The organism is Variovorax glucosi (genome assembly GCF_051216695.1).
Lineage (GTDB): Bacteria > Pseudomonadota > Gammaproteobacteria > Burkholderiales > Burkholderiaceae_C > Variovorax.
The window spans coordinates 97,672-117,325 of the sequence record NZ_JBPJZE010000005.1 but is presented as its reverse complement, the minus strand read 5'-3'; the positions used below and the strand labels follow the sequence as shown (position 1 = coordinate 117,325).

Below are 19,654 nucleotides of genomic sequence, written 5' to 3'. Positions count from 1 at the left end.
TTTTTTGGAATGGGGCGGGCCGTCAGATGCTGTAGCTCTCGTAGGTCGCCGGATGAAACAGTTCCTCGACCGGAACCTCGCGCGACGACAGGCCCTGGGCGTGGTGCGTGCGCACGAAGGCTTCGAGCGTCTTGCGTGCTGGAGCGACGCCGTAGGACCAGAAATCGTCGCCCATGGTCTCGCGCGCGGCCTGCAGCTGCTCTTCGACGAAGGGCAGCGTCACCTTGGTCGCTGAGGTGTCCGACAGCAGTTGCAGCGCCGCCGCCTTCGACTGCGTGAAGGCCTTAACGAGGGCACCCGGCAGCCACCGATGCCGTTCGGCCAGCTCCTTGCGGATGGCGGCGACATGCATGATCGGAAATACGCCCGTACGGCGGAAGTAGTCCTTGGCGACGGCCGTCGGATCGTCGAACAGCCAGCCGATGTTCGGGTTGGCCAGCGCGGCCCGGCTGGGGGGCCGGGGGGCCATGAAGCCGTCGATGTCGCCCCGGTCGAGCAGCTCCGAGATCGTGGTGTCCGCCGGCGCCTGTTCGATGCGGATGTCGCTCGGCAGCTGCAGCTTGACCTTCTCGGGCCGGCCGGGCGTCTCGATGCCGCCGCGCACCCAGGTCACGTCCGAGGGACGCACGCCGAAGTCGTCCTCCAGGATCGCGCGCGCCCAGACGTTGGCGGTGAGCTGGTATTCGGGCAGGCCGATGCGCTTGCCCTTCAGGTCGGCCGGCTGGCCGATGCGGTCCTTGCGCACGTAGATCGACGTGTGGCGGAAGGCCCGCGACAGGAACACCGGCAGCGCGATATAGGGGCACTCGCCGCGCGAATGCCTGACCAGGTAGCTGGAGAACGAGAGTTCGGTGACGTCGAAGTCGACGCTGCGCATGGCGCGGAAGAACATCTCTTCCGGGTTTAGCAGCATGTAGACCGGATCGACGCCGTCGATCTGCACTTGGCCGTCGAACAATGCCCGCGTGCGGTCGTAGTCGCCCATGGCGATAGAGAGCTGAAGCTTGCTCATGGGATCAGACCTTCACGGAATAGGAGTCTTCGAATTCGGGGTGATCCACGCCCTCCTGCCAGATGTAGCGGGTGTCGTGGGTCCGCCAGTCCGTGGTCTTTGGCACGATCGCCTGGAACGCGCAGACCGCCGGCGTGGCCGCCTCGGCGCCGGTGCCGATGGCCGGCGACCCTTGCGAGAAGGCGCGCACGGCGTCCAGCATCTGCTTGCGGAACTCCACGATCGCCAAGTCGCTGGCGCCTAGCCGGTCGTGCGAACGGTCGGCGATAGGACCCATGGTCAGCCACATCGCCACGTCCTGATTCGGAAAGCCGGTGATGCCGGTGAAGTTGCCGGCCTTCATGGCATTGCGGTCCTGCCAGAACATGTTCTCCATCGTGCGCAATGGGCGGTAGCGGGCGTCCAGATCGACGCCCACGGTCTGCCGGAGGAAGCGCCGCCAGGTCTCGGTCTCCGGCGTCTGCGCGGGATGGCCCCAGGCGATGAAATAGAACGCGGTGTTCGTGTCGTCCATCGGCACGTTGATGTTGGCCACGTTGTAGAGGTTGTTGGGTGGGATCAGTGCGGTGGCCGGCGCCACGAAGACGGTCGAGCGCACGTAGTCGTTCACGGCGGCGTTGGTCAGCGGCCGGCGCAGCGCGGCATAGCGGAAGCCGTAGCCGGTGCGCTGCACCTGCATGCGCGGCGCCTTGTCGGTGGAGGGCCGCAGCCAGGTGTTGGCGGTCGCTTTGGCGCCGTCCACGCGAGCCGGCACCATGTCCGACGAATGCAGGCTGGAGCTGTGCGCCGAATCGATGGCCCCTTCCAGGATCTGCGCCCAGTTGCACGGCAGTAGCACCTTGGCGATGCTCACGCGCGTCTCGGCCGTCGGCGCCCAGGCCGGCGGCCTGAACGCCGGCACGTCGTCCTTCGAACCCATATAGGCCCAGACCAAGCCGCCCCACTCGCTCGTCGGGTAGGCAGTGTGCTTGACCTTCTCGGCCATGCCGCTTGCGGCCGGCTCTGAAGCCATCTCAAGCACGTTGCCCTCGACGTCCATCTTCCAGCCGTGATAAAGACAGCGTAGGCCGCCTTCCTCGTTGCGCCCGTAGACCAGCGAGGCGCGGCGATGCGGGCAGTACTCGTCCATCACGCCGACTCGGCCGTCGGTATCTCGGAACACCACCAAGTCCTCGCCGAAGACGCGCGCCTTAACGGGCGCGCCGTCGGGCTCACTCACTTCTTCCACCAGACACACGGGCGTCCAGTGGGATCGCATCAGCTGTCCCATTGGAGCTGTGCCCTCAACGCGGCACAGCAGGTCGTTCTCTTCAGGGGTCATCATGGCGTTCTTTCGTGGTGGATCGAATGGGAATCAGGCGGTGGCGAGCGCGCTGTCGCCTTGGCTACGGGTCTTGTGCTGCGTGCTTCCGCCGATGTGCAAAACGACCGGTTTGCCACCGTGCTGCAACTTGCACAACCAGTGGGTTAGCGCGGAGTCCAGATGCTGAACATGCGCTGGTAACCACATCGCCAGTTCAGCAGCCAGGCGCCGCACAACCTCGCATTCGCCACGCGCCAAGCGCCCGGAGACACCGCGCAACGAACCGAGTACCGCTTCGTGTTCTTTGATGTGGCAGTCCCGAGGCGGAAAGCCTGTGGTGGTCATCATGTTGTTCTCGGCCGAAAAATGCGTTTCGGAGGCATCTAGCACCGCTTCCAGCGCGGCAGCCAGGTCCTCGTTGGAAGCTTCCTGCAGACGGGCAATGAGTGCTACGAGATGCTGGTGCTCGTCGTCGATGAGCGGATGACCGAGCGACATCGCGTCGGACCAAACAAGCGACCGAGGTGTTATTGGGTTGGTGCTGAAATCCATGTGAATTTTAGTTAGCTTGCTAACTATGCTAGGCCGTTCGATGCCCATCCACAACACCAGAACCTTGGTACTTTCCCCAATATTATTAGCTTACTAACATTAAATAGGCCGTCTTGAGATCCTCCGAAGTCATTCATCGGCAACGTCCTGGCGGTCGATGTTCTCTGCGACACGGCTTTAAAGAGATGCGCTGGTGCTCCTCTCTGCACCAAGCGCACTGCGCGGCTTCGTGGCGTCGAGCGCACAGGGTGGCGATTGGTGCGATGCGATCGAGGCAGGCGCACATGGCGTGGGTGTCGAGCTGGTCCCTTTCGCTGTCCAGACGACGTCACGTTGACACTGGCGAGTTCGCAAACGCGTATGCCAGTCGCCCCAAGCAGGTCCCGCTGGTCGTTGAAATGGCGGCAGGTGGTATGGCGGCTGATGCTTTATGTTCGGCCGATGCGTCGTGGTTGACCTTCAAGCAACTGCTGACATCGAGATCCCAGGATCAATTCGCTGGGCAATGTTGCACTCTCACTATGTCGATAAATCACAGCATCAACTGAGTTTTGACCAAACGGTATGCCCTAAGATTAGTCTCAGAATCCTAGGGCATAGATTGAGTATTAATCGCAGGGGCCAATGTCGACCTGTCTTATTACGTCGTCGGTGCGGTTTCTATGATTTGGCTGGACCTCAGGCGCAAAGCATTGGCGATGACGGCAGACGAACTCAGGCTCATTGCTAACGCTGCGATCATGGGTGAGAGCAGCTGTTGCCCTGTGGTTCGTACTGGGCCTCGGATATTCCCTCGCGCAGCCGCCTTCAGTCGGCTGCTGCGCCGATCAGCGAGCGAAGAAGATCGACCCGCGCTGTTTGCCGCCCAGTTGCGCTGTCACATACCTGGTGGCTGATCACTTATCCACTCGCGGCATGGCTGGTAGCCAAGGCAGGACTGACTGTAAGTTTCGGCGCTTGGCCTGCTGGCTGGCATATCCGTCGTCGAAGCGGCGCGACTGCGGAGCGGAATCGGTGCATCACCACAGCGGATTGCCGGGAGATGATCCTCATCTTGCAGGGAGCCGATCGGCGACGAACGCAACGTACGGCATTTGCCTCCCTTCGTCATCGACGATGACCATCCGAGCCGGCCTAAGTGATTTCGACGAGAGGCGGTAAACGACGCGTGTGGGCGATCATGCCTCTGTCCGGTCTCCGTCGGGATACAGATACACGCCCATATCGGCACATAGGTCGCCGATGCAGCATGCAACGACATCAGACGCCACCAGCCTGCCTTACTTGCCTCAAGAAGCGTTGCATCTCGCCTGCATTGCCTGCATACGCGTCCGCATTTCTGGCGACATAGATTTCATGTGCTCATTCATCATCGCCTGCTGCTCGACTTTGGACTTGCCGGCCATCATGCTTTTGTGCTTCGCGCACATCTCCTGCATGTCCATCTGTCCCCCGCTCATTCCTCCCATGCCTCCCATGCCTCCCATGCCTCCCATGGAGCCAGTATTTGACGCACCTGACGCGCATCCACCAATCAGCCCAGCTAGAAGCAGGACGCCAGAGAGACCAAGGATTTTCGGACTTATCTTCATAGTGAAACTTTCAAAAGAGTGAAACAATTTTCGCCAACTCATACGCTGAGCCACCACCCCGGCTGAATTCCACACTGCCACCTGCCTCGGGGCGGGTTAGCTGCCCGTTCCCTCAACGTCGGGCACCTCGACGGGAAGTCCGCTTGATTTCCATGCTTGCCAGCTGCCGGGCACGTTCAACACTTCCAATCCATGCGATCGCAGCAAGCTTGCCCCTATCGAAGCACGATAACCGCTGTCGCAGTAGACAGCCATTGGCTTGGTCTTGTCCAATGTTTTGAGCTGATCTGGCAGGTCTGGGAGGAAGATGTGCCGAGCACCGGGAACGTGGCCCTTGGCCCATTCCTGCGGCGAGCGAACATCGAGAACTGAAAACTCGGCTATTTGCGCTTGCTGTCTGGCCAGCTCTTTGACATGAAGCTGAGAAAGCGACTCAAGCTCATACCCGGCGTTCTCCCACGCCGACATTCCACCCGCCAAGTAGCCCGCAAATCTATTGAAGCCAGTGCGCGCGAAATGATGCAAAACGCTCGTCAGTTGCACATCACTTTCGATCACGATCAGGAGCGGCCTGTCCGGCTCGAGCATCCATCCTGCCTGGATGGAAAGCGGCCCTCCTGCGCCAATGTTGATTGCTCCCGGGATGTGTCCTCCTCCGAACGCGAGTAAATGGCGCGTATCTATCAAGACATTCGCAGTGTCCGCTACTGCCTTTTTGAACTCTGCCGGAGACAAGGCCGGTGCAACGGTTTTATCGGCCGCTGCAGCAGGATTGCTTGTGTTCAAGTCCTTGAGGCGAGGGTAGTAGCGCGGTTTAGGTGGCAGATTGTGGAGTGCCAGTTCGCGAAACTTCGCTTCCGTGGGCTGTCGAAGAAGAGCGTTATGCCCGAACTCGTACCCGATGGTGGAGCACAGCTTGTCCCCGATGGCCGCACCACATGGTGAACCATGCACATGGGTCGGATACAACAGCACTCCCTCATCGAGGCCGCGGAAGAAATCGTACAACGTGTGAAACTGAGCCGTCGTCAGTTCCTCGACACGCTCCGGTCCGAGCAGGTCGGTGCGGCCAGCGGTTTCCACTAGCAAGGAGCCACCGGAGAGCACTGCGAACGGCGCATCCTTCGTTGCGGTTTTTGCGACCAGCAGCGAAATGTGTTCGGGCGTGTGCCCGGGCGTGTGCTTGACCGTCAACCGGACAGCACCCAGCTCCAGGACATCGCCGTCATGCACAGCCCGATGGGGAAATCCATACTCAGGCGCATCATGACCGCTGACGCATACCTGAGCGCTACCAGTGGCCGCAGCCAGCGCGTAGGCACCGCTCGCGAAGTCTTCATGTATGTGCGTTTGCACCACGTATTTGATGGTCAGGCCGCGCTTGCGCGCGAGCTCCAGATACTGCTCGACATCGACCTGGGGATCGACCACCGCGGCAACGCGCGCCGAATCGTCGCCGATGAGGTAGCTGGCGTCGCCCAGCTCCCGGGTCAGTATCTGTTCAAAAACGAGTGCCATGTCACAGTCCTTTGCGGAGGGATGGAGGTGAGGATTCAGGTGCCAGCTTCAGCCGGCCTTGGAAGACAGGGGGTGGACCCTGTCGAAGTTGAACAGGATGGCGCAGACAACCAGTGCAGCGATCGGGCCGGCTACGGGATGAAGAATGAACGCCACGACAGGCGCCAGCACGACCAGCTGACGCAGGGCCCAGCTGTAGAGCAAGCCGGCTTTGCGCACGTAGGCCGTGCCTGCGCGGGTCCAATGCTTGCGGGCCTCTGACTCAACCGGCATGCCACCGACAAAGCCGGCGTGGTTGTAATAGCGCACAGCCATCACGGACGAAACCAGTGACGCGAACAGCAGCGCTAGGAGAACCAGCTCCATTGCCAGGCGCGGTGTGAAATTCGGAATCGGCGATGCCGCATCCCCGAACTCCGCATGCAGGGAAGGCACGGCAAGCGTCACGGTTCCCATCAATCCGAGCGCGGCTGTCGATGCGGTCATCGAGGCCGACATGAGCGCGTTTCGCAGCGTCTGAACCGCCAAGATCTCCGAACCTTTTTGCGTCGACACGGCTTCAAACCAATCCTGGCGCAAATTCGCGTGCGCCGTCCGGGCCATGCGTTCCGGGCGCCGACGCTGCGCCATCGCCAGCGATGTCTCGTACGAGAGCAACACCGCCAGAGTCAGGAATGCGGCGAGCCAACTCAGAGCGAAGTCCATTTCTTCACGCGTGGCTCGGTTGGGCAGCACGCTGGCGGCGCTCGAGCAGTTCGAACACGCCCATGCCGATCAGCATGGCGGCGACGAACACCACTGCTTTTTTCTCCCCCATGCCCAGCGCAACGAGTGCAGGTCCAGGGCAGAAGCCGGAAATCCCCCACCCGATGCCGAACAAAAGACCGCCTCCGACCAGACGCCGGTCGATCTTGTTGGCCTTGGGCAGCTTCATGTCGGCACCCAGGAAGGACACCGTTCTCCCGCGAGCAACTGCGAAGGCGATCAGCCCGACGGCAATGGCACCAGCCATCACGAAGGCCAGCGACGGGTCCCAACGACCGGCGAGGTCCAGGAAGCCGAGCACCTTGGCCGGATTGGCCATGCCCGAGACGATGAGTCCCAGGCCAAACACAAGGCCGGCGAGCAAGGATGTAAAAACGTACATGACGATCTCCTCAAAGTCCGAACAGGTGGCGAGCGACGTACACGGTCAGGAACCCGGCGCCCATAAACGATGCCGTGGCAGCGAGCGATCGCGGCGACAGGCGCGACAGGCCGCTCACCCCATGGCCGCTGGTGCAGCCCGACCCATACCGCGTCCCCACCCCCACAAGAAGTCCGGCCGCAATCAGGGCCGCGTAGCCGGCGTCGATCTGGAGGCTGGGCACGTTGTTGAAAAGCAAATAAGCCGAGGGTGCGCCCACCAAGCCGAGCACAAAGGCGAGCCGCCAGGCGACATTACCCTTGACCGGCTTCAAGAGCCCGCCGAGTACGCCGCTGATGCCGGCGATGCGGCCATTCAACAGAATGAACATCGCCGTGGCGATGCCGATGAGCACGCCACCGGCCAGGGAAGACCAGGGTGTGAAGACGTTCCAATCAATGGACATGGGTTACTCCTTGGGACAGTACAGGCGATACAGAACCGACAACATTTCGAGCAGACGTTCATCGGCCACGCTGTAGAAGATGTTCTTCCCCTCCCGACGCGTGCTCACGACAGCCTCATTGCGCAGCACGGAGAGTTGTTGAGACAGCGTAGGCTGACGGATCTCCAGCGTTGCTTCCAGATCACTGACACACATCTCTCCCTGGGAAAGCTGGCACAGCAGCAACAGCCGGTCCGTGTTGGCAAGCACCTTCAGTGCGGCCACGGCTTCAGTGGCTGCGTTTCGCAGCAGCTCGGGAGTGATGGCGGTGGGTTTGACGTTCATGAGTTCTAAAAGGATTGACATTAATATACCCAAACATATAATCAATGTCAATAAACTGAACAATGAGGTACTGCATGTCTGCCCGAACCCACATTCAATCGTTTTTTGACGCCAAGACGTGGACCGTCTCGTACGTCGTCACCGACCTTGGGACCCTGCAAGCGGCGATCATCGACCCGGTCCTGGATTACGACTTCAAGTCCGGGCACACGGACACGAACGCCGCCGACGCCGTGCTCTCGTACGTGAAGGCCGAAGGACTCACGGTGCAGTGGATTCTCGAAACGCATGCTCACGCAGACCATTTGTCGGGCGCGCGCTACCTGCAGGAGCAGGTGGGTGGGCAAATCGCCATCGGCGAGCACATCCGCGACGTGCAGGCGACATTCAAAAAAATCTACAACCTTGAACGGACATTCCTGCCCGATGGCAGCCAGTTCGACCATCTGTTCAAGGATGGCGAGGTGTTCAAGATCGGCAATGTCGAGGCGACTGCACTGCTGGTGCCTGGCCACACGCCAGCGGACATGGCTTACTTGATTGATGGCGCCGTTTTCGTGGGCGACACCCTGTTCATGCCTGATGTCGGGACCGCCCGCGCCGACTTTCCAGGCGGCGATGCCCACGTGCTGTACCGCTCGATCCATCGGCTCCTGGCCCTGCCACCCAAGACGCGAGTCTTTGTGTGCCACGACTACCCGCCCAAGGGTCGGGAGGCCAAGTGGGAAACAACGGTTGCAGAGCAAAGGGCGAGCAACATCCACGTGCGCGATGACATTGGCGAAGCGGAGTTCGTCGCCATGCGCAAGGCGAGAGATGCGACGCTGGAAGTGCCCACGCTCATCCTGCCCTCGATCCAGGTGAATGTTCGCGCTGGGCAGTTGCCGCCCGCAGACGAGAATGGGGTCGCCTACCTGCGCATTCCTTTAAACGCATTGCCGAGACGCAAGCAGTTGGATGCCAAGTAGAGTTCAGATAGGGCCGATGGTCATGCCCTTGTCTTGCTCGTGATGTTCCTTGCAGTCGCAACGATCGGAAGCCGAGCCAACATCGTGTAAGCCAAGTCTTTCCGGGATCTGAATGCTGGTCTTGGTCAGCGCCGTCGCAGCCGTGCCGGTGAAATCGGCGCGGTCGTTGCGTCGACCTCAGTCCACGAACGCCAGCGCTGGCGACCGATGTTGCGGGCACGCCCTTGGCGGTGGTGCCATAGGGTCATGCATCAACCCACCATTTCAGGCCGAGCCATCCATTCACGGCCCTTGAGCATGCAGTCCCAGTAGAGCGGCGGCAAGATGCGTTCTTTGAGGTGCCATGCCAGCGCCGATGGACGTGTGCCGTCGATCAGCCACTTGGGGAAACTTGGTGCGAGCTTGCCACCATAGGTGAACTCAGCCAGCACGATCTTGCCGCGCTCCACCGTCAGGGGGCACGAGCCATAGCCGTTGTAGATCGCGTCCCCTTTAGTCGTGCCACGCAGGGCGAGCAGGTTGTGTGCCACCACGGGCGCTTGCTTGCGTGCCGCGGCCATCGTTTTGGCATTCGTGGTGTTGGCCACGTCGCCCAACGCGAACACGTTGGCAAACTGCTTGTGCCGCAGCGTCCCCGGATCCACATCCACCCATCCGGCGGCATCGGCCAGGGGACTCACGCGCACGAAATCCGGCGATTTTTGCGGTGGCACGGCATGCAGCATGTCGAATTCCCGCGTGATCCGCTCCTTGCCGCCATCGGGCTTGGCCCGGCTGAAGACCGCCTGGCGTGCCGGCCCGTCGACGGCAACCAGTGTTTCGCCGAAGTTCAGGTGGATCCCGTAAGCTTCGATGTACTCCATCAACGCCGGCACGTAGTCGGCAACCCCAAAAAGGACCGCGCCGGAGTTGCAGAACTGGATGTCGATGGACGACAGCGCGCCCTTCCTGCGCCAGTGGTCGGCCGACAGGTACATCGCCTTCTGCGGCGCACCCGCGCACTTGATGGGCATGGGTGGCTGGCTGAAGATCGCGCGGCCTTGCTTGAGTTGCTGCACCAGTTCCCACGTGTAGGGCGCCAGGTCGAAGCGGTAGTTGCTGGTCACGCCGTTGCGACCGAGCGTATCCACCAGACCCTCCACGCCATCCCAGTCCAGTTTCAAACCCGGACAGACGACGAGTTGTTCGTATTTGACGACACGGCTGCCGTCCAGCACGACCGCGTTGCGCTCGGGTTCGAACGCTGCAACCGCCGACTGAAGCCAATGCACACCATGCGGCAGCACGCTGGCCAGCTTGCGAGCGGTGGAGGCTGCTTCGAACACGCCAGCGCCGACCATGGTCCAGCCGGGCTGGTAGTAATGAACGTTGGCCGGGTCGATGATGGCGATGTCCAGGCCCGGACTGCGCGCCAGCAGACTGGCCGCCACGGCGATCCCCCCTGCGCCGCCACCGACGATGACGACGTCGTGCGATTCCTCAACCACCTCGACGGGCGTCTTGCCGCCATTGGCGATACGTCGCACCAGCGGCTTGAGATCAAAACCAGCTTTGGATGCGCGCTCGATGAGCGTCGGCAAAGGTGTCTGCTTGGACTCTGAAAGCGCCCACATCGTGGTCGAACGCATGCCCGTGCGACAAAACGCCAGGACTGGCTTCGGCAGGGCAGTCATGAGCTTGCCAAAGGCAGCTCCCTGATCGTCACTGACCTTGCCCGACTCTGCCGGCAAATGCTTTGCCTGCAAGCCAAGGGCCAAAGCCGCGCGCTCGATGTCAACGAAGTTCGGCTGATCAGCGTCTTCGTTGTCAGGCCGAATGCAGATGACGGATTTAAATCCAGCGTCCCGCACGGCCTGGAGGTCGGCGGTGGAAAGCTGCGGTGAGACCGACAGCACAGGGCAAAGCGGATCAATTTCCATAAGGTGTTTCCAGGGAAAAGAAGAAGTTCGCCGCTGAGCAAAGGGTCCATCACGCGCGGCTTGAAAGCTTGGACTCAGAGTTCATTCGGAGAAATCTGGCAGTACCAGTTTGCGCTGCTCTCAGGTCCAGGCAACTTGCTTGGGCACATGGTGACCCGCAGCGCATGAAGCGTCAGCACCGGCAATGCTTCGGCAGCTGAACCAGCAGCTCTGGTCAAAAATTCAGGTTTGAACAAGACAGACACTTGAGCCAACACCATCATTCAATATTATCATATTATATATGAACATATCATGTAAGGATGTTAAATGATGCGCGGTGCTCGATTGCGGCTCAAACGACCCAAGGGATGAAACGCCAAGTTCGGCGTCGGTAGTCACGGTATGCGGGATGAACATCACTCATCCAACGTTCTTCAACGATGGATTTGAAAACCAGCACCACTGCCAGCAACACCATCAATGCCCAAGCCCACGCCGATCCGACCGCCAGGGCGCAGCCGGCGGCCAAGCTGGTCACGCCGGTGTACATGGGGTGGCGGATCCAGCGATACGGTCCATGCTGGACCAAGTAGCCATCTGTGCGGGGCATCGGCCTGATGTTGAAGTTGCCGGGCCGATTGGCCCACAGCGACCAGACGCCCAGCAGCACAGCAACCGCCCAGAGCGCCCATGCCAGGAACGGTGCCGTGCCCTGGCGCCACGTGAGGCCGTGGCCACAATCAGCAAGGTCAGCAGCCCAAACTGAGCGGCAACCAATACGGCGACATAAAACCTTTTGCCCTGCCCTGTGGGTGCGTCCTGGATGGCCATGTGAAACTCAGCGCTTGCGTGCGACCAGGCCAATCAACGCTGAGCGACCACGGTGTCCAAGGCCTTCGTCCAACTCGGCCTCGTAGTCGGAGAGTGCAGCCAGCTCCATCGCACCGAATGCTTGGCGCAGCATGGCTTCGGTGTAGAGGTTCTCGACCAGCGATGGGCCGCCCGTGCCGTAGACGAGCTGCTGCGGCGTGTAGCCCTGAAGGACCAGCACCCCACCGGGCGCGAGGCACGCGATCATCCGATCAAACAGGCGTGCGCGCATGGCTGGATCTGCAAACTGGACGAAGATGGCGGCCACGCCGTCATAGACGCTCTGTGGCCAAGCCACCGCATCGCAGTCCGCCACCTGATAGTCAACCTGCATGCCGCAGCGCTCGGCCAGGCGCTGCGCCTTGGCCACACCGACCCTGGAGATGTCAAAGGCATCGACGCGCAAGCCCTGCTGCGCCAGCCAGACGCTGTTGCGACCTTCGCCGTCGGCCACGCACAGCACGCGGTGACCCGGACGCCAGTGGTGCGCCTGCGCGCGCAACCAGGCATTGGGCTGCTCGCCAAAGACGAACTCCTCGCGGCTGAAGCGCTGATTCCAGTTGTCGGCCACCGTGGAGGATGGTGAAGATTGATTCGGGGTGTGAGACATGGTGTGACTGTGTTTCCAAGTGAATCGGCGCGTTCGGTGCAGACCGTCAGGTGCACACGGGCAAGGTGAGCGCGACCACCAAACCTTGCTCAGGCGCCGGGTGGAGGGTCAACGAGCCGCCGTAGCGCTGCGCGATGGCCATGACGATCGGCAGGCCGAGGCCGCTGCCGGTGGTGCCAGGACTGTGACGCCAGAAGCGTTGCACCGCCTGTGCGCATTCCGCTTCGCTCATGCCACGGCCTCGATCTTGGACCTGAAAACAGACCCAGCCCGTGGCCGATCGATCGAGGGTGAGTCGCACCGGGTGCGTGCTGGCGCCGTGGCGCAACGCGTTGTCCAGCAGGTTGCGCAGCGCAGCGCGCAGCAACGGTGCCGGTACGGCGACGGCCACGGTGGCATCGGACGCATCGAACTGCACCGCGTCGCTCCCCCCCGCCTCGAGGATGGCTTGGTGGGCCGTGGCTTGCGCATCGGCAGGTTCTGTACAGCCACTGGCGGCCGGGCCGTCCAGCCGTGCCAGCGTCAGCAGCTGTTCCAAGGTGGCCTGCAAGGCCTGGACGCCCCGTTCGGCGTCGACCAGGGATTGCGCTGCCGTGGCCGCATGCTCAGGCCGTCCCAACGCCAGGCGCAACACTTGCAGGTGGGTCTTGATACCGGTCAGCGGCGAGCGCAGTTCGTGCGCCGCATCATCGGTGAATCGACGCTCGCGCTCGATGGCCGCATGCGTGCGTGCGAGCAGGTGCTGCAAGGCTTCGACCAGCGGGCGCAACTCGGGCGGGGTGGTCATTTCCGGCAGTGCATGAGCGTCTTCGGGCCGTCGTCGTGCGAGCGCAGCGCGCAACTGTTCGAGTGGCTGAAGTCCGCGACCGATGCCGAACCACAGTAGCAACAAGCTGGCGGCAAGTGCCAGCAAAAACGGGATGCCCGCGGTCAGCGCGATGTCGCGCAGCAAGCCATCTCGCACGTCAAGGCGGTCTGCGGTGGCGATGCGCAGGTTGCCGCTCTCCAGCACGAAGGTGCGCCACTGCCGGCCGCCGAAGGTATGGTTTCCGTAACCGGCCGGCGCAGCCACCATCCCAGGACTGCCAGAGGTGCGAGCCAGTTGCATGGCAGTCACCTCGCCACGCATCAGGCTCACTTCGCAGGCCAAGCCATCGCGTGCAATCACATCCAGCGCCGCGTCGATGCGCTGATCAGACGGGTTGGCAAGTGCTGGTGGCGGGAGCTGCGAAATCAGCCCTGCCACCATGCGTGCGGAGGCCGCCAACCGGTCGTCCAACGCACCGCGCACTTCCTTGCGCACGTCGATCAGCATCCATACCGCCACCAAGCTCCACACGCCAAGCAGCGAGGCACCAATGATGCCGAGCAAGCGCAAGCGCAAGCTGACCGCCGCACCGATTGGCGTCCTCATGGCGCCAGATTCCCAAGACGGTAGCCTTGGCCGCGGACCGTCTCCACGATGCCGATGCCCAGTTTGCGCCGCAAGTGGTGGATGTGAACATTGACCGCGTTGCTTTCCACGTCCTGTTCGAAGCCGTACAGGCTGTCGCGCAAGTGCTCGGCGCTGAGCAGTTGCTTGGGGTGCTGCAGCAGCGTGCGCAGCAGCGCCAGTTCGCGGCGCGAGAGCTCGACCGGGCTGCCATGGAGTTGCACCTCTCCTGTGGCCACCTCAAAGGTCAGCGGGCCATGTTCGATGCGGTCAGAGCTGCGCCCGGACGCCCGGCGCAGCAGCGCGTGGAGCCGAGCGACCAACTCGTCAAGGTCGAAGGGCTTGAGGACGTAATCGTCAGCGCCGGACTGCAGCCCTGCCACGCGATGCTCCACGGCGTCGCGGGCCGTCAGGACCAGGACCGGCAGGTGTTGACCACGCGTGCGCCAACGGCGAAGCAGCGCCATGCCGTCCTCATCGGGCAATCCCAGGTCCAGGATGCAGACATCGAAGGCGGCACTGTCGTGGGCGGCCTGCGCAGCGGCGGCCGTCGCGACGTGGTGAACGGTCAGACCGTGCAGTCTCAGGCCTGCCACGACGCCCGTGGCAATCAGTTCGTCGTCTTCGACCAGCAGCACATGCATGTTCGTCGGTGCCTGTCCACATTCGATGGTTGAGCTCGGTCCTGACTGTCCCACATCCGTTCTGGCGCCCATAACGCTGCCTTAATCGTGATTGGCCAAGATGCAATCCCAGTTCCATAACAAAGACAGCGTTATGACCCTCTCGCCCGTTCGCTCTTGCATGCAGCGCCTTTTCGCGATGGTTTTCGTCCTCGCCCTGGCCTGGGTGCCCGGCGCCGGTCACACGGAGGCCACCTTCCTCGCGCCCGAACAAGCATTTGTCCTGAAGCATCCATCGACCCTGCAACAAGACGGCTCGATCGACCTTGTGTGGACGATAGCGCCTGGCTACTACCTCTACCGCGACCGGTTGGAAGTGACAGCGAAGCCTCCGGGCACGGCCATCAAGGTTGAACGACCCGCCGGCGAGCAGAAGGAAGACCCGAATTTTGGTGCCATGGAGGTTTATCACGATCGCGTTGCCGTCAAGGTACAAGCCGGACGTGCGACGTCGCTGGCAGTCTCCTGGCAGGGGTGCGCCGAGGCGGGCCTGTGCTATCCGCCGCAAACCAGGGAGGTGATGCTCAGTGCTGTGAGCGAAACGTCGTTGGCACCAGCACTGGCGCTGCCACGGGATGCCTCCACGTCAGGCGCATGGGCGCTCGCGCAGGGCGGCAGTGATGGCGACATTCAGTTACTGCTGCAGCGCCTGTCGCTGCTGTGGGCCGTTCCACTTTTCTTCGCCTTGGGCCTTGCACTGTCGTTCACACCGTGCGTGCTGCCGATGATTCCGATCCTCTCAAGCATCGTGGTGGGCGATCGAGCACGGCCACGCCGCGCCTTGGCCCTGTCGCTGGCCTTCGTCCTGCCCATGGCGGCAACCTATGCAGGCTTGGGCGTGGGAGCCGCGATGGCAGGCGCCAACCTGCAAGGCTGGCTGCAGAACCCGTGGACCCTCTATGGGATAGGCGCCGTGTTTGTGGTCCTTGCTGCAAGCATGTTCGGCTTTTTTACCTTGCAGCTCCCGCGAGGTTTGAGAAACGGTCTGGATGATGCCAGTCGCCAGCAAAAAGGCGGCACGCTTGTTGGCGCAGCAGCCATGGGCTTTCTCTCGGCTTTGTTGGTCGGGCCGTGCATGACCGCACCGCTGGCGGGAACCCTGCTCTACATCGCGCAAAGTGGCAACGCCCTGCACGGCGGTGTTCTGTTGTTGTCGTTGGGACTGGGCATGGGGGTGCCGTTGGTCGTCATTGCCACGGTCGGGTCCAGCTATATGCCGCGGCCGGGCGCGTGGATGGAACGCGTCAAGGGCGCTTTTGGTTTTCTCCTGCTGGCCACGGCGATCTGGATGGTTGAGCGCGTGGTCGCACCCTCGGTTGCGCTGGCCCTGTGGGGAGCGCTCCTCGTGGCGTTGTCCGTGGCGGTCCTTCAGTTGGGTTGCCGCAGCGAGTCGCGCCGGATCATGGCGCCGGCAGCGGCCGTGCTGATGGGACTTTGGGGTGCGGCCATGTGGCTGGGTGCTGCTGCTGGCGCGGCAGATCCTCTCAGGCCGCTTTCCTTCCTTGCAACGCGGCGGAATGTGGATCAGACAGCGCAAGTGCCTGTGGCCTCCGCTCGCTTCGAGCGCATCGACAGCGTCCAAGTGCTCGATGCCAAGCTCGACGCCGCGCGGGCAGCCGGCAAGCCGGTGCTGCTGGACTTCTATGCCGACTGGTGCATTTCCTGCAAGAGCATTGAGACCCAGGTTTTTGGCGACCCAGTGGTCCAGCGTGCGCTCGACGGCGCGGTGTTGCTCAGGGCCGATGTCACGTCCAGCACCGCCGAGCAGTTGGCATGGATGCGTGCGCACCAAGTCCTCGGTCCGCCGACGGTCATGCTGTTTGACGCACGAGGGCAAGAGCGGCGCGATGCACGCCTGGTCGGAGAATTCGATTCGAACGATCTGCTCAAGCGCCAACCCGTACCCAAGGACCTCTCATGAACGGCGCCCTGCAAATCGGTCCCTTGACGTTTCCTTGGGCCCTGGTGGTTGTGATCGCCGCTGTGGCAGCGGCGTACTTCGTGGGTCGTCGATGGGGTGGCAGTGCACAGGTCGATGTCGATCCGCAGCTGTTTCGCACGCTGCTCGTTGCCGTCGTCGTCGCGCGACTGGCCTTCGTTGTGCTGTTTTTCGAAGCCTATCGATCCAGCCCATGGCGCATTTTTGACATCCGTGACGGCGGTTGGCGTCCGTTGCCAGGCTTGCTTGCTGCCTGGCTCTATGCCTTGTGGATGGGACTGCGCGTGCGCCCTGTGCGGCGCTCGCTGTGGAGTGCTCTCGCAGGCGCCACGCTGGTGTGGGTGGTGGGCAGCCTGATCCTTTTCTCGCTGGCACCAGCAAATACGCCTCTTCCTGCCATCAACCTGGCAGCGTTGGATGGCCGGCAGGTGTCGTTGCAGCAGTTTGCGGGCAAGCCGACGGTGGTCAATCTGTGGGCGACGTGGTGCCCGCCATGCCGGCGGGAAATGCCCGTGCTCGCCGCGGCCCAAGTCGAACATCCGGAGGTTCATTTTGTCTTCCTGAATCAGGGCGAGACGGCGGCCAAGGTCGAATCGTATTTGAACGCCGAGAAGCTGGCGCTTGTGAACGTCCTGCTCGACGCCAAGGGCGAGGCCTCGGGCAAGTTCAGCCAGCGCGCGTTGCCCACCACGTTGTTCTTCGATGCCAACGGCACGCTGGTCGACTCGCGCGTGGGCGAACTGTCTCTCGCAACGTTGACCGAACGCCTGCGCGGCATTCAGGTTTCACCACTTTCCAACAGCACTCCCACCAAGGCCCCATGAACCCCTTTGTCCACCGAACTTCAGCGTTTGCCACGAAGCACAAACGATCGTGGATCGCCATGGCGTGCATGCTCGTGTTCCAAACCACGCCTTGGGCGCAACCGAAGCCAGAAACGCTGCGCGCGCTTGAGAGCAAGGGGGTTACGATCGTGGGCACTTTTCCTGCAGCGGGCGGACTCCCGGCTTGGGCGGCGTACATGGGCCAGACGCCCATGGCCCTGTATGCGACCCCTGATAACCAGCATGTCATCGCAGGCACGATGCTGGATGCGAAGGGACAGGACGTGAATCACGCGTCGCTTGAGCACGCTGTCGCCGGGCCCATGACCGATGCGACCTGGTCACAGGTCGAGCGCAGCACATGGATCGCAGACGGCTCGGACAAGGCACCCAAGATCGTCTACGTACTGACCGATCCGAATTGCCCTTACTGCAACAAGCTCTGGTCCGATGCACGGCCGTGGGTGGACAGCGGCAAGGTGCAGCTGCGACACATCATGGTGGGCATTCTCACTCCCACCAGCGCAGGCAAAGCGGCCGCCCTGCTTGCCGACAAGAATCCTGCAGCGGCCTTGGACGCGCATGAACGCGCCAATGTGGCCTCCACTGCAAAGACCCTGGCGTCCGGGCGACCCAAGCCACTGAGCAACGAGGGCCTGAAGCCGCTGGCCACCATTCCAGCAGCCATCAGCGCCAAGCTGGAAAGCAATGCGAGCCTGATGACATCGCTGCGACTGCAAGCAACCCCAGCGTTGATCTGGCGTGATGCCAAGGGGATGCTGCAAACCCGCACAGGTGCACCTGATAACGCACTCCCTGCGATCTTTGGGCCGCTTTGATCGCCTCACAAGAACCGGAGAATTACATGAACAAAGAGCGCGTTGCAGACATCGCCGTTATTGGTGCTGGCACAGCCGGCCTGTCTGCCTTCCATGAAATCAATGCCCTGGGCGCCGAGGTCCTGCTGATCGATCGGGGTCCCCTTGGAACCACTTGCGCCAGGGTGGGCTGCATGCCCTCCAAAGCAGCGTTGCACGCCGGCGAGCAATGGGCCACCGTGCATCGGCTGGACACGGACCATGCGTTGTCTCAAGCCGACCTGGCGCAGCACCTGTGGCACCAGGCACGCAGTACGAGAGACAAGCTCGCGCGAGGTGCGGCCGAGCGCACCGTCAAGGCCGCAGGCGATCGGTTGATCATGGGCGAGGCGAAGTTCCTGGACCCCGAAACGCTTCAAGTCGACGGCGTTCGCGTGCGCGCCCGGGCGTTCGTGATCGCCACCGGATCGCACCCAGTAGTCTCCAAAGCGCTCGAACACCTGGAGGATCGTTTGCTGACCACTGACACCCTCTTCGAACTGGATGCCTTGCCACAAAGCATCGGCATCATCGGCATGGGCGCGATCGGGTTGGAGATGGGATTGGCCCTGTCTCGACTGGGGGTGCGTGTCATCGGAGGCGACCTCCAAACCACCTTGGCCGGCATCGCCGACCCAGCGATCCTGAAGCGTGCCCTGGAGATTTTCAGTCCAGAGCTGACGCTGTGGCTCGGCCAACCCGTCGACGCGCACATCGACAGCGGCGGGAACAACGTGCGGATGGAAAGCGATGGCCGCATGAACACCGTGGACAGGGTGCTGGCGGCGCTGGGTCGACAGCCCAACGTCAAGGAGCTCGATCTTGCTCGAGCGGGTGTCGAACTGGATGACCACGGACGACCTGCCTTGGATTTGCAGACCCTCCGTGCCGCCGGCTCGGGCGCTGTCTTTTTCGCCGGTGACGTGAATCCCGACCGGCCGTTGATGCATGAAGCGGCAGACGAAGGCGTCAACGCCGCACGCAGCGCATTGGCTGCGATCGACAGGAACGCGAAGCCAGTGCAGCCACGTCGGACACCGATCTCGATCGTTTTCAGCAATCCGGACATCGCCTTGGTGGGGAGGCCCTTCGCCAAGATCGACAGGGCTGAGGTCGTCATCGGAGAAGCTGAAGGATCGGCCAATGGCAGATCAAAGATCCTTCATGCTGAAACGAGCCTGGTGCGGGTGTATGTCGAGAAGGCAACGCACAAGATTCTGGGCGCTGGCCTCATCGCTGTTCAAGGCGAGCATCTTGCCCATCACCTCGCATGGGCCGTCCAACGAGGCGACACGGTCGATGATCTGCTGGCAATGCCCTACTACCACCCGAGCGTCGAGGAAATGCTGCAGTCGGCATTCAAAGATGCATTGCGTCAGTTGACCTGATCGTTATCGCGCAGTCGGCGGATTTTCAAACCATGATGGTGGGAGCCACAATGACAACGACAGACCCGCTCCGGATACGCATTCTGCTGCACGCACCTACGGCTGGTTCCCTGCAGCGAGCTCGCAAGAACGCAGTGAACATTCTTCGCGACGAACCCATGGCAGAGGTCAGGATCGTGTTGAATGCAGAGGCCGTTGCTGCAGCTTTGGACCAGCCCAATGTTGATACGGACAAAGTGACGTGGGTTTGTCCCAGTACCTTGCGCAACCTTTCGCGCGAACTATCCCT

The 19,654-nt window shown here is 62.1% G+C and carries 20 protein-coding genes; 6 read left to right on the top strand and 14 right to left on the bottom strand.

Annotated elements, in window-relative coordinates:
• Nucleotides 1–22 precede the first annotated feature (22 nt).
• From ACSFA3_RS21365 to ACSFA3_RS21355, 3 genes are read right to left on the bottom strand one after another with little or no spacing between them, the layout of a single operon-like run.
• Nucleotides 23–1,012, bottom strand: coding sequence for a substrate-binding domain-containing protein (locus ACSFA3_RS21365; RefSeq protein WP_435507513.1), 990 nt, complete (start codon nt 1,010–1,012; stop codon nt 23–25).
• A 4-nt stretch (nt 1,013–1,016) separates the two neighbouring features.
• Nucleotides 1,017–2,336, bottom strand: coding sequence for a Rieske 2Fe-2S domain-containing protein (locus ACSFA3_RS21360; RefSeq protein WP_435507512.1), 1,320 nt, complete (start codon nt 2,334–2,336; stop codon nt 1,017–1,019).
• A 30-nt stretch (nt 2,337–2,366) separates the two neighbouring features.
• Nucleotides 2,367–2,867 carry a bacteriohemerythrin gene (locus ACSFA3_RS21355; RefSeq protein ID WP_435507511.1) on the bottom strand — a complete coding sequence of 167 codons (501 nt, stop codon included), beginning with the start codon at nt 2,865–2,867 and terminating at the stop codon, nt 2,367–2,369.
• 193 nt (nt 2,868–3,060) lie between these two features.
• Between ACSFA3_RS21355 and ACSFA3_RS21350 the strand changes: the two genes are divergently transcribed.
• A complete protein-coding gene (locus tag ACSFA3_RS21350) occupies nt 3,061–3,204 on the top strand; it encodes a hypothetical protein (RefSeq protein WP_435507510.1) in 144 nt (47 codons plus the stop codon).
• 952 nt (nt 3,205–4,156) lie between these two features.
• Here ACSFA3_RS21350 and ACSFA3_RS21345 read toward each other — a convergent pair.
• The 6 genes from ACSFA3_RS21345 to ACSFA3_RS21320 form a co-directional block, all read right to left on the bottom strand.
• Complete coding sequence (locus ACSFA3_RS21345; protein WP_435507509.1) at nt 4,157–4,459, bottom strand: hypothetical protein; 303 nt, start codon at nt 4,457–4,459, stop codon at nt 4,157–4,159.
• A gap of 96 nt (nt 4,460–4,555) precedes the next feature.
• Nucleotides 4,556–5,977 carry an MBL fold metallo-hydrolase gene (locus ACSFA3_RS21340; RefSeq protein ID WP_435507508.1) on the bottom strand — a complete coding sequence of 474 codons (1,422 nt, stop codon included), beginning with the start codon at nt 5,975–5,977 and terminating at the stop codon, nt 4,556–4,558.
• A 48-nt stretch (nt 5,978–6,025) separates the two neighbouring features.
• Nucleotides 6,026–6,682 carry a DUF599 domain-containing protein gene (locus tag ACSFA3_RS21335; protein WP_435507507.1) on the bottom strand — a complete coding sequence of 219 codons (657 nt, stop codon included), beginning with the start codon at nt 6,680–6,682 and terminating at the stop codon, nt 6,026–6,028.
• A 4-nt stretch (nt 6,683–6,686) separates the two neighbouring features.
• Nucleotides 6,687–7,124, bottom strand: a complete 438-nt coding sequence (locus ACSFA3_RS21330; protein WP_435507506.1) for a DUF6691 family protein — start codon at nt 7,122–7,124, stop codon at nt 6,687–6,689.
• Between the two features lie 10 nt (nt 7,125–7,134).
• The gene (locus ACSFA3_RS21325; RefSeq protein WP_435507505.1) at nt 7,135–7,569 is read right to left on the bottom strand and encodes a YeeE/YedE family protein; all 435 of its coding nucleotides are present in this window, start codon (nt 7,567–7,569) and stop codon (nt 7,135–7,137) included.
• A 3-nt stretch (nt 7,570–7,572) separates the two neighbouring features.
• Entirely contained in the window at nt 7,573–7,893 is a 321-nt protein-coding gene (locus tag ACSFA3_RS21320; protein WP_435507504.1) for an ArsR/SmtB family transcription factor, read from the bottom strand.
• Nucleotides 7,894–7,967: 74 nt separating this feature from the next.
• Between ACSFA3_RS21320 and ACSFA3_RS21315 the strand changes: the two genes are divergently transcribed.
• On the top strand, nt 7,968–8,861 hold the full coding sequence (locus ACSFA3_RS21315) for an MBL fold metallo-hydrolase (RefSeq protein WP_435507503.1): 894 nt from the start codon (nt 7,968–7,970) through the stop codon (nt 8,859–8,861).
• A 251-nt stretch (nt 8,862–9,112) separates the two neighbouring features.
• On the opposite strand, the gene ACSFA3_RS21310 is transcribed toward ACSFA3_RS21315, so the two are convergent.
• The 5 genes from ACSFA3_RS21310 to ACSFA3_RS21290 form a co-directional block, all read right to left on the bottom strand.
• Complete coding sequence (locus ACSFA3_RS21310; RefSeq protein ID WP_435507502.1) at nt 9,113–10,780, bottom strand: bifunctional protein tyrosine phosphatase family protein/NAD(P)/FAD-dependent oxidoreductase; 1,668 nt, start codon at nt 10,778–10,780, stop codon at nt 9,113–9,115.
• A gap of 334 nt (nt 10,781–11,114) precedes the next feature.
• Complete coding sequence (locus tag ACSFA3_RS21305; protein WP_435507501.1) at nt 11,115–11,432, bottom strand: methyltransferase family protein; 318 nt, start codon at nt 11,430–11,432, stop codon at nt 11,115–11,117.
• A gap of 168 nt (nt 11,433–11,600) precedes the next feature.
• Complete coding sequence (locus ACSFA3_RS21300; RefSeq protein WP_435507500.1) at nt 11,601–12,203, bottom strand: SAM-dependent methyltransferase; 603 nt, start codon at nt 12,201–12,203, stop codon at nt 11,601–11,603.
• 85 nt (nt 12,204–12,288) lie between these two features.
• Complete coding sequence (locus ACSFA3_RS21295) at nt 12,289–13,656, bottom strand: ATP-binding protein (protein ID WP_435507499.1); 1,368 nt, start codon at nt 13,654–13,656, stop codon at nt 12,289–12,291.
• Nucleotides 13,653–14,318: a response regulator gene (locus tag ACSFA3_RS21290; RefSeq protein WP_435507498.1), complete on the bottom strand. Its 666-nt coding sequence runs from the start codon at nt 14,316–14,318 to the stop codon at nt 13,653–13,655. Before ACSFA3_RS21290 ends, ACSFA3_RS21295 begins: the two co-directional genes overlap by 4 nt.
• 133 nt (nt 14,319–14,451) lie before the next feature.
• Here ACSFA3_RS21290 and dsbD point away from each other — a divergent pair, with 133 nt between their 5' ends.
• Genes dsbD through ACSFA3_RS21270 form a run of 4 tightly spaced genes read left to right on the top strand, consistent with a single transcriptional unit; the run spans nt 14,452 to nt 19,365 of the window.
• Nucleotides 14,452–16,278, top strand: coding sequence for a protein-disulfide reductase DsbD (dsbD, locus tag ACSFA3_RS21285; protein WP_435507497.1), 1,827 nt, complete (start codon nt 14,452–14,454; stop codon nt 16,276–16,278).
• A complete protein-coding gene (locus ACSFA3_RS21280; protein WP_435507496.1) occupies nt 16,275–17,120 on the top strand; it encodes a prolipoprotein diacylglyceryl transferase family protein in 846 nt (281 codons plus the stop codon). Before dsbD ends, ACSFA3_RS21280 begins: the two co-directional genes overlap by 4 nt.
• On the top strand, nt 17,117–17,959 hold the full coding sequence (dsbG, locus tag ACSFA3_RS21275; RefSeq protein ID WP_435507495.1) for a thiol:disulfide interchange protein DsbG: 843 nt from the start codon (nt 17,117–17,119) through the stop codon (nt 17,957–17,959). Before ACSFA3_RS21280 ends, dsbG begins: the two co-directional genes overlap by 4 nt.
• Nucleotides 17,960–17,985: 26 nt before the next feature.
• Nucleotides 17,986–19,365: a dihydrolipoyl dehydrogenase gene (locus ACSFA3_RS21270; RefSeq protein WP_435507494.1), complete on the top strand. Its 1,380-nt coding sequence runs from the start codon at nt 17,986–17,988 to the stop codon at nt 19,363–19,365.
• Nucleotides 19,366–19,654 lie beyond the last annotated feature (289 nt).

Coding starts and splice junctions, on each gene's coding strand:
- ACSFA3_RS21365 (WP_435507513.1), bottom strand. CDS start 1,012: ATGAGCAAGCTTCAGCTCTCTATCGCCATGGGCGACTACGACCGCACG.
- ACSFA3_RS21360 (WP_435507512.1), bottom strand. CDS start 2,336: ATGATGACCCCTGAAGAGAACGACCTGCTGTGCCGCGTTGAGGGCACA.
- ACSFA3_RS21355 (WP_435507511.1), bottom strand. CDS start 2,867: ATGGATTTCAGCACCAACCCAATAACACCTCGGTCGCTTGTTTGGTCC.
- ACSFA3_RS21345 (WP_435507509.1), bottom strand. CDS start 4,459: ATGAAGATAAGTCCGAAAATCCTTGGTCTCTCTGGCGTCCTGCTTCTA.
- ACSFA3_RS21340 (WP_435507508.1), bottom strand. CDS start 5,977: ATGGCACTCGTTTTTGAACAGATACTGACCCGGGAGCTGGGCGACGCC.
- ACSFA3_RS21335 (WP_435507507.1), bottom strand. CDS start 6,682: ATGGACTTCGCTCTGAGTTGGCTCGCCGCATTCCTGACTCTGGCGGTG.
- ACSFA3_RS21330 (WP_435507506.1), bottom strand. CDS start 7,124: ATGTACGTTTTTACATCCTTGCTCGCCGGCCTTGTGTTTGGCCTGGGA.
- ACSFA3_RS21325 (WP_435507505.1), bottom strand. CDS start 7,569: ATGTCCATTGATTGGAACGTCTTCACACCCTGGTCTTCCCTGGCCGGT.
- ACSFA3_RS21320 (WP_435507504.1), bottom strand. CDS start 7,893: ATGAACGTCAAACCCACCGCCATCACTCCCGAGCTGCTGCGAAACGCA.
- ACSFA3_RS21315 (WP_435507503.1), top strand. CDS start 7,968: ATGTCTGCCCGAACCCACATTCAATCGTTTTTTGACGCCAAGACGTGG.
- ACSFA3_RS21310 (WP_435507502.1), bottom strand. CDS start 10,780: ATGGAAATTGATCCGCTTTGCCCTGTGCTGTCGGTCTCACCGCAGCTT.
- ACSFA3_RS21295 (WP_435507499.1), bottom strand. CDS start 13,656: ATGAGGACGCCAATCGGTGCGGCGGTCAGCTTGCGCTTGCGCTTGCTC.
- ACSFA3_RS21290 (WP_435507498.1), bottom strand. CDS start 14,318: ATGCATGTGCTGCTGGTCGAAGACGACGAACTGATTGCCACGGGCGTC.
- dsbD (WP_435507497.1), top strand. CDS start 14,452: ATGACCCTCTCGCCCGTTCGCTCTTGCATGCAGCGCCTTTTCGCGATG.
- ACSFA3_RS21280 (WP_435507496.1), top strand. CDS start 16,275: ATGAACGGCGCCCTGCAAATCGGTCCCTTGACGTTTCCTTGGGCCCTG.
- dsbG (WP_435507495.1), top strand. CDS start 17,117: ATGAACCCCTTTGTCCACCGAACTTCAGCGTTTGCCACGAAGCACAAA.
- ACSFA3_RS21270 (WP_435507494.1), top strand. CDS start 17,986: ATGAACAAAGAGCGCGTTGCAGACATCGCCGTTATTGGTGCTGGCACA.